Consider the following 14,099-nt stretch of genomic DNA (forward strand, 5'->3'; position numbering starts at 1 on the left):
CCCGCGCCGATCGTCGACGGGGCGGCTGGTTTTTCGGGAGGATGAAGCACAGCGTGCTGGGTGTCTGCTACTATCCCGAACATTGGCCCGAATCGTGGTGGGCCGACGACGCCCGCCGCATGAAGGGGCTCGGCCTCACCTATGTCCGCATCGGCGAGTTCGCCTGGTCACGGTTCGAGCCCGATCCGGGCCGTTACAGCTTCGACTGGTTCGATCGCGCGATCGATACGCTGGCGGCCGCCGGCCTGCGCGTCGTGCTGTGCACGCCGACGGCGACCCCGCCCAAATGGTTGATCGACCGTCATCCCGACATCCTGCCCGTCGACCCCGACACCGGCCGGACCCGCGGTTTCGGGTCGCGGCGGCATTATGACTTTTCGAGCGCGACCTATCGCCGCGAAGCGATGCGGATCACGCGCGCACTCGCCGCGCGCTATGGCCGCAACGACGCGGTCGCCGGGTGGCAGACCGACAACGAGATCAGCTGTCACGACACGACGCTCAGCGCGTCGCCGGTCGCGCGCGATGCCTTTCGTCAGTGGTGCGCGGAACGCTACGGCACGATCGACGCGCTCAACACGGCATGGGGCAATGTCTTCTGGTCGATGGAATATCGCAGCTTCGACGAGATCGAGGTCCCGTTCGGCGCGGTGACGGAGACCAGCCCGGCGCATCGCATGGCGTTCAAACGCTTCGCCTCCGACCAGGTCGTCGCCTTTCACGACGAAATGGTCGCGATCCTGCGCGAACATTCGCCGGGGCGGTTCATCACCCACAATTTCATCCCGATGGACGAAACCGGGGTCGACAATCACGCGCTCGCCCGCCCGCTCGATTTCGCGAGCTATGACAATTATCCGCTCGGGCGCACCGACCTGACCATGCGCCGCGCGGCGGCGGAAGAATTCCGCCCATTCATGCGCACCGGGCACCCCGATTTCGGCGCCTTCTATTTCGACCAGACGCGCTGCCTGACCGGCACGTCGTTCTGGGTGATGGAGCAGCAGCCCGGACCGGTGAACTGGGCGGGCCACAACCCGCGCCCGGCCCCCGGCATGGTCCGGCTGTGGAGCTGGGAAGCGTTCGCGCATGGTGCCGATGTCGTCAGCTATTTCCGCTGGCGCCAGGTGCCGTTCGCGCAGGAACAGATGCATGCCGGGCTGCTGCGCCCCGACAGCAGCGAGGCCGAGGCCTGGCCGGAGGTCGAGCGGGTCGCCGCCGAACTGGCGCGGACCGGGATCGCGCAGGCCGCGGCCGCGCGCGCGCCCGTCGCGCTGATGGTCGATATCGACGCGCAGTGGCTGGCCGAGGTCGAGCGCCAGGGCGACAGCTATGATTACACCGGCGTGCTGCTCGAATGGTATCAGGCGCTGCGCACATTGGGCCTCGACGTCGATTTCGTCGCGCCCCATGCGGACCTGTCGGGTTACCGGCTGATCGCCGCACCCTGCCTGGCGATGCCCGATGCGGAGGTCGTCGACCGGCTGCGCGCGAGCGGCGCGACGCTGGTGTTCGGCCCGCGATCCGGGGCCAAGACGCGCGACGTCACGATCGTGACCGGCCTGCCGCCCGGGGAATTGCGCGAACTGGTCCCGGTCCGCATGCTCGCGACCGAAACGATCCGGCCGGATTGTCCGGGCGAACTGCATTTCGCCGGGCGCAGCTATGCGAGCGACCGGTGGCGCGAGACGATCGATCCCGGCAGCGCCGAGGTGGTTGCGACCTATGAGGACGGCGCCCCCGCGCTCGTCCGCGCCGGCAGCGCACATTATCTCGCGACGCTGACCGACGCGGCGTTTCTCACCGATTTCTTCGCATCGCTCTGCGCCGATGCCGGGATCGCGACGATGCGATTGGCGACGACGCTGCGCCTGCGCCGGCGCGGACCGGTGACTTTCGCCTTCAACTATGGCGCGGACCCGGTCGCCTGCCCGGCACCGGCGGACGCCGAATTCCTGATCGGCGGGCCGCAGATCGGTCCGCGCGACCTGGCGGCTTGGAGGATTCCCGAATGATGCGCATGCTCGCCCTGTCGCTGTTGATTGCCGCCCCGGTCGCGGCGCGCGCAGACACCCCGATTTCCATCGCGGCCGACGCGCCGGAACTGGCGCCGCGCGGCGCGTTTCAGGCCGGCACCCGCCAGATTACCGTCACCCTGCCCGACCGCCCCGACCTGCGGGCGAGCAATTTCGTCACCGGGGCGATGGCGCGCGGGCCGCGCGAGCTGCCGGTCGTGCTGTGGTATCCTGCGCCGACCACGGCCAAGCCCGCCGCGACCGAATATGAAATGCCGACCCCGATCGTCGGGGGCGACGGACCCGCCGTGCCCGCGACGGTCAGCTTTGCAGGTGCTGCGGTCAGGGACGCCGCGCCCGCGCCGGGCCGATTTCCACTGGTCGTCCTGTCGCACGGCTTCGGCAACCGCGCGGTGATGTTTAGCGAGCTTGCGGAAAATCTGGCGTCCAAGGGGTATATCGTCGCCGCGATCGAGCATGGCGATGCGACGCTGCAAGGTGACCGCACCCCGCGCGAGCTCGCCGCGCTCGAGGCCATCGTCCAGCGTGGCGCCGACCAGCGCGGCGTGATCGCCGAGCTGATCGCACGCGCCGCCGCCGGCCGCGACCCGGTATTGGCGCATGCCGATCCCGATCGAATGGCGCTCGGCGGCTTTTCGATGGGCGCGTTCGGTGCGCTGTCGACTGCGGGCGCGGGCTATGACCCCAAATCGCCGCTGGCCAGCCGGATCCCGGGGGGACTGCTGACCCCGCTGACCGAGGGCAATGCCCGGCCGATCCCCGGCATCAAGGCGCTGATCCTGTTCGGGCCATGGGGCGGGGGGCCGGGCGTGCGGATGTGGACGCCCGCATCGCTCGGCAGCGTGCAGGCGCCCACGCTGATCGTCGACGGCGATCAGGACGATGTCGCCGATTTCGCCGGCGGCGTGCGCTGGATGTTCGACACGCTGGTCAACAGCGAACGCTACCTGCTCGTCTATCGCGAGGCGCGCCACAATATCGCGATGAACGCCGCCCCCGCGACGCTGCGTGGCGATCACCGCTTTCTTGACCGCTATGACGAACCAGTATGGCGCAAGGACCGAATCCTGGCGGTCAACGCCCATTTCGTCACTGCGTTTCTCGACTGGAAGCTGAAGGACGAGGCGGACCGCGCGGGCTATCTGAACGTGCCAACCCCGGTGTCGGACGCGGGCGAATGGCTGCTCGCGCCCAACGAAGCGACCGGCGGGCGCGTCGCGAGCGGCACGGGCGCGTCGGCCAGCTATTGGCGCGGGTTCCAGCGCCGCTGGGCGGTCGGGCTGGAACTGCATCGCCGCGCGCCGCAGGATTGATCGACGCGCGCAACGACCATCGGGAGAGACGTTGATGGAGCTGGGTAACAGCCAGGTCTGGATCGCGGTGCTGCTGACCCTGGGGGTAGCGGCAGCGACGGTGTGGCAGGTCCGGCGCGAGGGCGGACGCCGCGCGAACACCAGTCGCGACTATTTCCTGGCGGACAAGGGGCTGAGCTGGTTCTTCGTCGCCGGGTCGATCACCATCACCAACCTGTCGACCGAACAGCTGGTCGGCATGAACGGCAACCAGATGGCACTGCTCGCCTGGTGGGAACTCTCCGCGGTGGCGGGGCTGCTGATGCTCGCCTTCGTCTTCCTGCCCATCTATTACCGCTATGACTGCACGACCGTCACCGAGCTGCTGGAGAAGCGCTATCGCAACGTGCATGTCCGTGCCGCGATCGGCGGTCTGTTCCTGGTCGGCAATTGCCTGATCTACCAGCCAATCATGCTCTATACCGGCGCGCTGTTGATGAAGACGCTGTTCGGGCTGGACGCGCCGATCCTGCTGATCGCCGCGCTGCTGGGCGTGGCGGGGGCGGCCTATGCCATTCTGGGCGGCTTGCGCGCGGTGGCGATCACCGACACCTATAGCGGCGTGCTGCTGCTCGGCATGGGCACGCTGGTCGTCTATCTCTCGCTCGCCGCGATCGGCTTCGATTTCAGCGGCATCCCCCCCGAGCGGCTGTCGCTGATCGGCGGGCCCGACAGCCCGATCCCGTGGCCGACGCTGTTCACCGGCATGATCTTCATCCAGATGTTCTACTGGTCAACCAACCAGACCATCACCCAGAAGGCGATGGGATCGCCGTCGCTGCGCGAGGCGCAGAAGGGGCTGCTCGCGGCCACGCTCGTGCGGGTGCTGATCATCCCGCCGATGGTCGTGATCCCGGGCATCGTGTCGTACAAGCTGTTCGGGCCGATCGGCGATGCCGCCTATGGCCGGGTGGTCGCAGCCGTCCTGCCGAACTGGCTGACCGGCGTGTTCGCCGCTGCAATCGCGTCGGCGGTGCTCGCGCATTTCGCCAGCATCATCAATTCGTCCGCCGCGCTCTATGTCTGCGACCTGCATGAACCCTATGTCGACCGCAATCCCAATGTCGTACGGCTGGGCGCGGCGATCAGCGCCGCCTTCGTCGTCCTCGCGGTCGCGCTGGTGCCGGTCTATGACGGCGCGGACAGCATCATCAACCTGGTCCAGCAGCTTAACGGGCTGACCAGCATGCCGGTCCTGTCGGTGTTCGTCGTCGGGCTGCTGTTCCGCGGCGTCGACTGGCGCGCGGCGATCGCGGGCTTCCTGTTCGGGATCGGGCTCTACGCGATCTTCACCTTCGCGTGGACCCCGACCCATTACATCCACCTGATGCCGGTCACGCTGTTCAGCTCGATCCTTGTCGCCTTGGCGGTCAACCGCTTCGTTCTGGGCGCGACCGCCACGCCGATCTGGCGACGCGACCGGACGCGCGACTGGCTGGCGCAGGAAGCGGGCTGAGACGCCGCGGCATCGAAATGCTGCACGCCGGCCGCATCAATGGCTGTCGCGCGGCAAGCCCCGTTGCGCGACGCGCTGGAACGCGTCGGCGCCGCCCAGGATCGCACCGTCGCCCAGCTGGGTGACGCAGGCGCGCTGGATCGCCTGCCACGGTGTCTGCGATGCGGGGTAGCGATAGCCCCCGTCCGCCTCCAGCGCGGCGCGCCGCCGGTCCAGTTCGGCATCGTCGACCATGATATCGACGCGTCGGCGGCGCAGGTCGACGCGCAGCCGATCGCCCGTGCGCAGGATGGCAAGGTTGCCGCCCGCCGCCGCTTCGGGCGAGGCATTGAGGATCGACGGACTGCCGCTGGTGCCCGACTGGCGGCCGTCGCCGATGCACGGCAGTTCGGTCACGCCCTGCTGGATCAGGTAGGCGGGCGGGCGCATGTTCACGACCTCGGCGGCGCCGGGATAGCCGATCGGCCCCGCGCCGCGGATCACGAGGACGCAGCGGGCATCGATGGCCAGTGCGGGATCGTCGATCCGCGCGTGATAATCCTCCGGCCCGTCGAACACGATCGCCCGCCCCTCGAACGCGTCGGGATCGGCGGGATCGGACAGATAGCGCGCGCGAAACGCGTCGGAGATCACGCTCGTCTTCATGATCGCGGTGTCGAACAGGTTGCCGGTCAGCACCGCAAAGCCCGCCTGCGCCATCAGCGGCCGGTCGATCGGGCGGATGACGGCTTCGTCCGCGATTGCCGCGTCGCGGCAATTGTCGCCGATGCTGCGGCCACTGACGGTCAGCGCGCCCTCGCGGATCAGCCCGTGGCGCATCAGCTGGGCGACCACGGCCGGCACGCCGCCGGCGCGATAATAGTCCTCGCCCAGATATTCCCCAGCGGGCTGCAGGTTGACGAGCAACGGCACGTCGTGACCGACCTGCTCCCAGTCGGCGAGCGACAGCTCCACCCCCATGTGCCGGGCGATTGCGGCAAGGTGGATCGGTGCATTGGTCGACCCGCCGATCGCCGAATTGACGACGATCGCGTTGAGGAACGCGTCACGCGTCATGATGTCCGACGGCTTCACGTCCTCGCGCGCGAGTTCGACGATGCGCAGGCCGGTGCGATACGCCATTTCCTGGCGGTCGCGATAGGGTGCCGGGATCGCCGCCGAACCCGGCAGCTGCATGCCCAGTGCCTCGGCCAGGCTGTTCATTGTCGTGGCGGTGCCCATCGTGTTGCAATAGCCCGTCGAGGGCGCGGAGCTGGCGACCAGTTTGATGAACCCCGCTGCGTCGATCTCGCCTGCCGCCATCAGCTCGCGGGCCTTCCACACGATCGTCCCCGATCCCGTCCGCTTGCCCTCGTGCCAGCCGTTGAGCATCGGCCCGACCGACAGCGCGATCGCCGGGATGTTGACCGTCGCCGCCGCCATCAGGCACGCCGGTGTCGTCTTGTCGCAACCGATGGTCAGCACCACCGCATCGATCGGATAGCCGTGCAGCACCTCGACCAGCGACAGATAGGCGAGGTTGCGGTCCAGCCCCGGCGTCGGGCGCTTGCCCGTTTCCTGGATGGGATGGACGGGAAATTCGATCGCAACGCCACCGGCATCGCGAATCCCCTCGCGCACGCGTTCGGCAAGGACCAGATGATGGCGGTTGCAGGGGCTGAGGTCGCTGCCGGTCTGTGCGATGCCGATGATCGGCCGGTTGCCCTGCAGTTCAGACTGGCTCAGCCCGAAATTCAGGTAGCGTTCGATATAGAGCGCGGTCATGTCGACATTCTCGGGATTGTCGAACCACGCGCGCGATCGAAATTTCCGGCCGGTGTCGTCGGCTCCGCTCATTTGATATCCCGTTCTCCCGACCAGGCGGGTCAGGTCACCATCTTGCGTGTGATATATATTACTAATAAGTTCGCGGAAACAACATTGGACGTGAGATGATAAGGTTGGCGATCATCGGTCTGGGCAAAATCGCCCGCGACCAGCATTTGCCGGCGGTTGCCGCCAATCCCGGCTTCGAGCTTGCCGCAATCGTCAGCCGCAGCGCAAGTATGTCCAATGTCCCGGTCTTCGACACCATCGATGCGATGATCGCGGCGGGGGCGGATGTGGACGCGGTCGCGATCTGCACCCCGCCCCAGGTGCGCGGACCGATCGCGCGCGCGGCGATCGACGCGGGGATGGCCGTCATGCTCGAAAAGCCGCCAGCCGCGACGCTGGCCGAGTTCGAGGACCTGCGCCGGCGCGCCGAGCAAGCCGGCACCGTCCTGTTCGCCACCTGGCACAGCCGCCATGCGGCGATGGTCTCGGCGGCGCGCGACTGGATCGCGGCGAACCCCGTTGCCGACGTAACGGTGCGATGGCGCGAGGACGTGCGCAAATGGCATCCCGGCCAGCAATGGCTGTGGCAACCGGGCGGGCTGGGCGTGTTCGATCCCGGCATCAACGCGCTGTCGATCCTGACCGCGATCCTGCCCGATCCGGTGTGGGTCGAGGGCGCGGTGCTGAGCCGACCCGAAAACTGCCAGACGCCGATCGCGGCCGCGCTCGATCTGCGTAGCGGCGCGACGCGCATCTCGGCCGATTTCGACTTTCGCGAACAGGGCGACGAATGCTGGTCGATCACGGCGCACGCCGCCCATGGCGGCCGCATGGTGCTCGACCAGGGCGGCGCGCGACTAGCCATCGATGGCGGGGCACCACGCTCCGGGGCGGAGGCCGAATATCCCGGGCTCTACGCACGCTTTGCCGAGCTGGTCGCGAACGGCGTGAGCGACGCCGACCCCGCACCGTTAAGGCTGGTGGCGGATGCGTTCATGGTCGCCCGCACCGAGCGCGTCGAGGCGTTCATCGAATGACCGACCTCGCGGCACCCGCGCTCGCCTGGCGGCTCGATGCCGAACTGGGCGAAGGTCCGGTCTGGATCGAGGCGGACCGCGCGCTGTGGTTCGTCGACATCGTGCGGGGGCGGCTGCATCGCTACGACCCGGCGACCGGGGACAAAAGGATCATCGAGACGGGCGGCTCGCCCAGCTTCGTCGCCGCGCTGGCGGACGGCGACCTGCTGGTCGGCGACGGTCACCGCCTGATGCGCTTTGCCGACAGCGCCTTTGGCGAGGCCATCGCAACGCTGAAGATGGCGGCCAACAACCGCACCAACGACGCGACCGTCGATGCCGGGGGCCGCCTGTGGTTCGGCACGATGGACCGCGACACCCATCGCCCGACCGGACATTTCCATTGCTTCGACGGCGGCTCCATCCGCGATTTCGGCGAGGCTATCGCGATCACCAACGGTCCGGCGGTCAGCCCCGACGGGCAATGGCTCTACACCGTCGATACGCTGGGGCGCATCATCCGCCGCCACCGGCTGAACGACGACGGCATCGACGCGGGCACGACCTTCGTGACGATCGATCCCGCGAAGGGCACGCCCGATGGCGTCAGCACCGATGCCGAGGGTTGCGTGTGGCTGGCCGTCTGGGGCGGCGGCTGCATCCAGCGTTATTCGCCCGACGGCGTGCTGCTCCTGGAACTGCCCCTGCCATGCACCAACGTGACCAAGGTCGCGTTCGGCGGGCCGGACCTGCGCACCGGCTTCGTCACCACCGCCCGGATCGAGCTCGACCCCGCGACGCTCGCGCGCGAGCCGCTGGCCGGGTCGCTGTTCACCTTTGCCGCGCCTGCACCCGGACATCCCGTCCCTCCCGTTCGGCTGGCGCGATGACCGTGGCAACACGCGAACGGCTGGTCGGTGACTGGGGGACGACCCGGCTGCGGCTGTTCCACCTGCGCGGCGACGCGATCGTCGACCGGGTCGAGGGGCCCGGCATCGGGGTGGCGGACGCCCCGCCGACGGACGTGCTCGCCACCGTGCTGACACGCTGGAGCAGCGCGGAACGTGTAAGGGATGTGACCCTGTGCGGCATGGTCGGGTCGCGCAACGGATTGGTGGAAACCGGCTATGCCGACGCGCCCGCCGGCACCGCGGACTGGGCGGCGGCGGCGCAGCGGATCGTGCTTGACGGTTTCCGCATCACCATCGCGCCCGGTGTCGCCTGCCGCCGCGACGATGGCGCCGCCGACGTGATGCGCGGCGAGGAGACGCAGATCTTCGGCGCGATGGCGCTCGATCCGGCGCTGTCGCATGGACGCCATCTGATCGCGCTGCCCGGCACGCATGGCAAATGGGCGCGGGTGGCGGACGGCCGCATCGTGTCGTTTCGCACCTACCTGACCGGCGAATTGTTCGCGCTGCTGCGCGATCGGTCGACGCTGTTGCGGATCGGCGACGATCCTGCCGGCGAAGCGGAAGGCTTTGCCGCCGGCCTGGCGCGGATCGGCGGCGGCGACTTGGCGGGGTCATTGTTCGAAGCGCGCGCCGCGCAGCTGCGCGATGGGCGCAGCGCCGGATGGGCCGCGGGATTCCTGTCCGGGCTGCTGATCGGCACGGAGGTGCAGGGCGGCGTCGGCGATGCGCGTGCGGTCGTGCTGGTCGGGGCGCCCGCGCTGGTCGCGCGGTATCGCAGCGTCCTGGACGGCATGGCGATCGCGACGACGGTACTGGACGGCGATGCCTGTGCGATTGCCGGACTTGCGCGGCTGGGCGCGCTGGATGAGGAACGGGCACGATGATGAGCGTCGACAGCATCCTGGCGGCGGGCGCGCCGCCGATCGTCGCGATCCTGCGCGGCATCACGCCCGCTGAGGCGGTCGCCACCGCTGCCGCCCTGGTCGAAGCGGGCATCCGCCTGATCGAGGTGCCGTTCAACTCGCCCGACCCCGCGGCCAGCATCGCCGCAATCCAGGCCGAGTTCGGCGACCGCGCGCTGATCGGCGGCGGCACGGTGGTGACGGCAGACCTGGTCGATCAGCTCGCCGCGACGGGCGCGCGGCTGATGGTCACGCCCAACACCGATCCTCAGCTGATCGCGCGTGGCATGGGCCTCGGATTGGAGCCGATGCCGGGGTTCGTCACGCCCACCGAGGCTTTTGCCGCCATCGCCGCGGGCGCGCGTCACCTGAAGCTGTTTCCGGCGAGTGCCCTGGCCCCGGGCTATGCGCGCGCGCTGGTCGAGGTGCTGCCGCGCGACGTGCGCCTCTGGGCGGTCGGCGGCACCGGGCCGGACACGCTGGCACAATGGCTCAGCGGACCGTTCGCGGGGATCGGGGTCGGCGGCGCGCTCTATCGGCCCGGGCAGCCGGCGGCAACGACCCGCGCCAATGCCGACGCGCTCGTCGACGCTTGGCGTTCGGCCGGTTTCGCGCCATCACGTTGACCCGGGGGAACGAATGGCGCGACTCATGATGGACGGGGACAACGGACTTGACCGGCGGATGTCGCTCGGCCGCAACCTGACGCATGGCATGCTCGACCGGCTGGGGCGCGAAATCGTGACCGGCGCATTCGACGACGCACCCTTTCCGACCGAATCCGACCTCGCGAAACGCTACGGTGTCAGCCGCTCGGTCACGCGCGAGGCGGTCAAGATGCTGACGGCGAAGGGGCTTTTGTCCGCGCGCCCGCGCCAGGGCACCGTGATCCGGCCCAGCTCGGCGTGGAACCTGCTCGATCCCGACGTGCTCGACTGGCTGCTCGATCGCAAATTGTCGCTGACGCTGTTGCGCCAGTTCAGCGAGCTGCGCGTCGCGATCGAGCCGGCGGCGGCGGCGCTGGCGGCGCAGGCGGCGGGCGCGGCCGAGCTTGAGCGGATCAACCGGGGAATCGCACGGATGGAAGCCGCCGAACGCGGCGAGGACGATACGCTCGATGCCGACATCGCCTTTCACATCGCGGTGCTGAACGCGTCGGGCAATCCGTTTTTCGCGCAGTTCCGCCGGCTGGTCGAGACCGCGCTGCGCACCTCGATCCGCTTCACCAACCGGATCAAGGGGCGCACCGCCAGCGTGCCCGCGCATGCCGCGGTGCGCGACGCCATCGTCGCGCGCGACCCGCGGGAGGCGGCGGAACGGATGCGCACGATCATCACCGACGTCGTCGACCTGATCGACGGCGCGCCAGCCTGACGGGCCACCCCGACCGCACCAATCCGGCATTGATCGACGCGATCGACTCCGATAATACCACCCTAATACCAATTTGGCGATTTGGCCGGTTGGTCGGGCAGCGGAGTGACCTGCATGAAGCCATTCTATCTGGGCATCGACGCGGGCGGCACGCGCTGTCGCGCCCGGCTGTGCGACGCCGATGGCCGGGTGCTGGGCAATGGCACGGGCGGACCAGCCAACACGCATGTCGGGATCGACCGGCTGTTCGCCGCGATCAGCGACGCGACCGGACAGGCGATCGCCGAAGCGGGGCTGGACGGTGCCGCGGTTGCCGCAATCCGCGCCGGCATGGGCATCGCCGGCATCACGCGCGCGGGCATGAAGCCGCGCATCCAGGCGCTCGACTGGCCGTTCGCCAGCGTCGCGCTGACCAGCGATTCGGTGATCGCCAATCTGGGCGCGCATCGCGGCGGCGACGGGGCCATCCTGATCCTGGGCACGGGCAGCGTGGCGATGATCCGTCGGGGCGAGGACATGTATTCGATCGGCGGCTACGGCTTCCCGATCTCCGACGAGGGCAGCGGTGCCGCGCTGGGGCTGAGCGCGATCCGCCACGCGCTGCGCGCGCTCGACGGGCGCACCCGCCCCACCCCGCTCAGCCAGGCAGTGACCCAACAGTTCGGCAATGCCATTCCCAACGTGATCGCCTGGATGGACGATGCGACGCCGGGCGATTACGCGCAGCTGGCACCGATGGTGTTCGACTTCGCCGAAAATGGCGACGAGATCGCGCTGTCGATCATTCGCGATGCTGCGCAGCATGTCGAACGGTTCATCGAGACGATCGTCGCCGAAGGCGCGATCCGCTGCGCGCTGATGGGCGGCGTTGCCCAGCGGATCAAGCCGTGGCTGCGCGCGCGCGTCGTCGACCGGCTGGTCGAACCGATGGGCGATGCGGTGGACGGCGCGATCATCTTTGCCGGCGGACCCGTCGCGCTGCACGCCTGAAGCCCGCTGCGCCGACGCAGCATCGACACCGTTTTCCCGCCCCGCGCCTCAGTCCATGCCGGTCTCGCCGCCGATCCATGTCGCGCGGACGGTCAGCTCCTCGTCGAGATGCACCAGGTCGGCGACCATTCCCGGCGCGATCCGGCCATGGCTGCGGCCCAGCCCGATCAGCTCGGCGGGCGTCGCCGATGCCATCGCACACGCATCCGCCAGCGGCACGCCGAGCATCGCGGCTGCATTGCGCACCGCCCCCGCCATGTCGAGATGCGATCCCGCCAAGGTCCCCGCGGCGTCGCGCAGCGCGCCGTCGCGCGCGATGATCTCGGTTTCGCCCAGCCGGAAGCGGTCGCGGTCCCACCCGACCGTCGGCATCGCGTCGGTGACGAGCAGCATCCGTTCGCAGCCCAGCACCCGATGCGCGACGCGCAGCGCGGCGGGGTGGACATGGTGGCCGTCGGCGATCACCCCGGCGTGGAGCCCGAGGTCGAGCGTCGCGCCGACGATCCCGGGCTCGCGCGACTGAAGCTGGCTCATTGCGTTGAACAGATGCGTGACACCGCGCAGCCCGGCCTGCTTCGCCGCCTGCATCGTCGCATAGTCGGCGGCGCTGTGCCCCGCCATGACGATCACGGCGCGTTCGCAAAGTGCCGCGATCGCGCCCGGCGGGGCGCGTTCGGGCGCGATTGTGACCATCGTCACCCCGCGTTCGAGCGAGGCGAGCAACGCGATCGCATCAGCATCGAGGGTACGGAAATGCGCGGGGTCGTGAATTCCGTGCCGCTCGGGGTTGAGGAACGGGCCTTCGATATGGATGCCGAGTACGCCCGGCACCCCCCGCGCCATCGCGGCATCGACCGCGGCAATCGCGCGCGCGACGGTGTCCAGCGTATCGCTGATCAGCGTCGGCAGGAACCCGGTCGTGCCGAAGGCGCGATGCGCCGCGCCGATCGCCGCCACACCCTCGACCGTTGGCTGGTCGTTGAACAGGACCCCGCCGCCGCCATTGACCTGGACATCGATGAAGCCCGGCACGAGCAGGCCACCGTCGAGCCGCACCTCCCGCCCGTCCCGCGCCACCGTCGCGGGCAGCAGCGCGGTGATCCGGCCACCATCGATCACCACCGCATGATCATCCAGCCAGCCGCGCGGCGTCAGGATGCGCGCGCCGGTCAGTCGCGTCCGCCCGTTCATCGCGTCAGCGTCACCTTGTTGAGCAGCGGCGGCTGATCGGGGTTGCGCCCGCGCGCCAGTGCGACGGCATTGGCCAGCCGGTAAAAGCTCTGGATCATCACGATCGGGGCAAGCGCGGGATGCGGATCGCCCGTCATCGGCAGCGCGCCCTCGCCCGCGATCAGCAGCCGCGCCCCCGCCGCCTCGAGCGTGTCGAGCACCGGGCGGATCAGCGCACGGTCGACATCGTGCGGGGGAAAGACCAGCACTGGAAAGCCCGGCTCGACCAGCGTCATCGGGCCGTGCGCAACCTCCGCGATGCTGAACGCCTCGGCATGGAGGGCACAGGTCTCCTTGAGCTTGAGCGCGGCTTCCTGCGCGATGGCGAGCGTCGAGCCGCGGCCGAGCACGAACAGGCTGCGTGCGCCCGCGAGCGGGGCCAGCGCCTCGCTCCAGTCGGCCTGCCACGCGACGGCCAGCGCGTCGGGCAGCGCCGCGAGCGCATCCGTCAGCTCGCGGTCCGCCGTCCACGCCGCGACCAGTCGCGCGATGAGCGCCAGCGTGGCGATATAGCTCTTGGTCGCGGCGACGCTGCGCTCCGGCCCGGCGGTGAGCGGCATCACGCTGTCCGCCTCGTCGGCGAGCGGCGCGGCGGGATCATTGACCAAAGCGGTCACCAGCGCACCCGCGCGGTGCGCCGCGCGCGTCGCCGCGATCAGGTCGGGACTGCGCCCCGATTGCGAGATCGCAAAAAAGGCGGAGCCACGCGCGCCCTTCGCCGGATCGCCGTAGACCGACGCCAGCGAGGGGTGCTGCGACACCGTCGGCAATCCCAGCCGGGTTTCGAACATGAACTTGGCATAGGTGGCGGCATGGTCCGAACTGCCGCGCGCGCAGGTGAAGGCCAGCGGCGGATCGAGCGCGCGCAGCCGGTCGACCAGCGCGGCCAGTGCCGGCTCAACCGCCTCGCCCTGGCGCGCAACGGCCGCACCGGCGGCGGCGGCTTCGGCGAACATCAGGGTCTCGGCAGGCAGGGGCATGAGAAACTCGCGGGGAGGGTACGGAGGCAATACC

The 14,099-nt window shown here is 69.4% G+C and carries 12 protein-coding genes; 9 read left to right on the forward strand and 3 right to left on the reverse strand.

The annotated features are described in order from the left end of the window. Nucleotides 1-41: 41 nt before the first annotated feature. The 3 genes from AX676_RS07855 to AX676_RS07865 are packed head-to-tail and all read left to right on the forward strand — an operon-like array spanning nt 42 to nt 4,844. The gene (locus tag AX676_RS07855) at nt 42-2,015 is read left to right on the forward strand and encodes a beta-galactosidase (RefSeq protein ID WP_066482922.1); all 1,974 of its coding nucleotides are present in this window, start codon (nt 42-44) and stop codon (nt 2,013-2,015) included. After that, nucleotides 2,012-3,349, forward strand: coding sequence for an alpha/beta hydrolase family protein (locus tag AX676_RS07860; RefSeq protein ID WP_066482924.1), 1,338 nt, complete (start codon nt 2,012-2,014; stop codon nt 3,347-3,349). Before AX676_RS07855 ends, AX676_RS07860 begins: the two co-directional genes overlap by 4 nt. Before the next feature lie 34 nt (nt 3,350-3,383). Further along, the gene (locus AX676_RS07865; protein ID WP_066482925.1) at nt 3,384-4,844 is read left to right on the forward strand and encodes a sodium:solute symporter family transporter; all 1,461 of its coding nucleotides are present in this window, start codon (nt 3,384-3,386) and stop codon (nt 4,842-4,844) included. Between the two features lie 36 nt (nt 4,845-4,880). On the opposite strand, the gene AX676_RS07870 is transcribed toward AX676_RS07865, so the two are convergent. Then, on the reverse strand, nt 4,881-6,680 hold the full coding sequence (locus AX676_RS07870; protein ID WP_066482927.1) for an IlvD/Edd family dehydratase: 1,800 nt from the start codon (nt 6,678-6,680) through the stop codon (nt 4,881-4,883). A gap of 95 nt (nt 6,681-6,775) precedes the next feature. On the opposite strand from AX676_RS07870, the gene AX676_RS07875 reads away from it, so the two are divergent. The 6 genes from AX676_RS07875 (at nt 6,776) to AX676_RS07900 (ending at nt 11,855) form a co-directional block, all read left to right on the forward strand. After that, the gene (locus AX676_RS07875) at nt 6,776-7,696 is read left to right on the forward strand and encodes a Gfo/Idh/MocA family protein (RefSeq protein WP_066482930.1); all 921 of its coding nucleotides are present in this window, start codon (nt 6,776-6,778) and stop codon (nt 7,694-7,696) included. After that, entirely contained in the window at nt 7,693-8,565 is an 873-nt protein-coding gene (locus AX676_RS07880) for an SMP-30/gluconolactonase/LRE family protein (protein WP_066482931.1), read from the forward strand. The genes AX676_RS07875 and AX676_RS07880 overlap by 4 nt, the downstream gene beginning before the upstream one ends. After that, the gene (locus AX676_RS07885; RefSeq protein ID WP_066482934.1) at nt 8,562-9,473 is read left to right on the forward strand and encodes a 2-dehydro-3-deoxygalactonokinase; all 912 of its coding nucleotides are present in this window, start codon (nt 8,562-8,564) and stop codon (nt 9,471-9,473) included. Before AX676_RS07880 ends, AX676_RS07885 begins: the two co-directional genes overlap by 4 nt. Beyond that, the gene (locus AX676_RS07890) at nt 9,473-10,117 is read left to right on the forward strand and encodes a 2-dehydro-3-deoxy-6-phosphogalactonate aldolase (RefSeq protein ID WP_066482940.1); all 645 of its coding nucleotides are present in this window, start codon (nt 9,473-9,475) and stop codon (nt 10,115-10,117) included. The genes AX676_RS07885 and AX676_RS07890 overlap by 1 nt, the downstream gene beginning before the upstream one ends. A 28-nt stretch (nt 10,118-10,145) precedes the next feature. Further along, entirely contained in the window at nt 10,146-10,865 is a 720-nt protein-coding gene (locus tag AX676_RS07895; protein ID WP_066483068.1) for a FadR/GntR family transcriptional regulator, read from the forward strand. Between the two features lie 114 nt (nt 10,866-10,979). Then, nucleotides 10,980-11,855, forward strand: a complete 876-nt coding sequence (locus AX676_RS07900; protein WP_066482941.1) for a BadF/BadG/BcrA/BcrD ATPase family protein — start codon at nt 10,980-10,982, stop codon at nt 11,853-11,855. A 48-nt stretch (nt 11,856-11,903) separates the two neighbouring features. Here AX676_RS07900 and nagA read toward each other — a convergent pair whose 3' ends face one another. Together nagA and AX676_RS07910 are read right to left on the reverse strand one after the other, a co-directional pair. Next, complete coding sequence (gene nagA, locus AX676_RS07905) at nt 11,904-13,046, reverse strand: N-acetylglucosamine-6-phosphate deacetylase (protein WP_066482944.1); 1,143 nt, start codon at nt 13,044-13,046, stop codon at nt 11,904-11,906. Next, nucleotides 13,043-14,065: an SIS domain-containing protein gene (locus tag AX676_RS07910; RefSeq protein ID WP_066482946.1), complete on the reverse strand. Its 1,023-nt coding sequence runs from the start codon at nt 14,063-14,065 to the stop codon at nt 13,043-13,045. The genes nagA and AX676_RS07910 overlap by 4 nt, the downstream gene beginning before the upstream one ends. Between the last annotated feature and the right edge of the window lie 34 nt (nt 14,066-14,099).

The organism is Sphingomonas sp. CCH21-G11, from assembly GCF_001555965.1.
Classification (GTDB): Bacteria; Pseudomonadota; Alphaproteobacteria; order Sphingomonadales; family Sphingomonadaceae; genus Sphingomonas.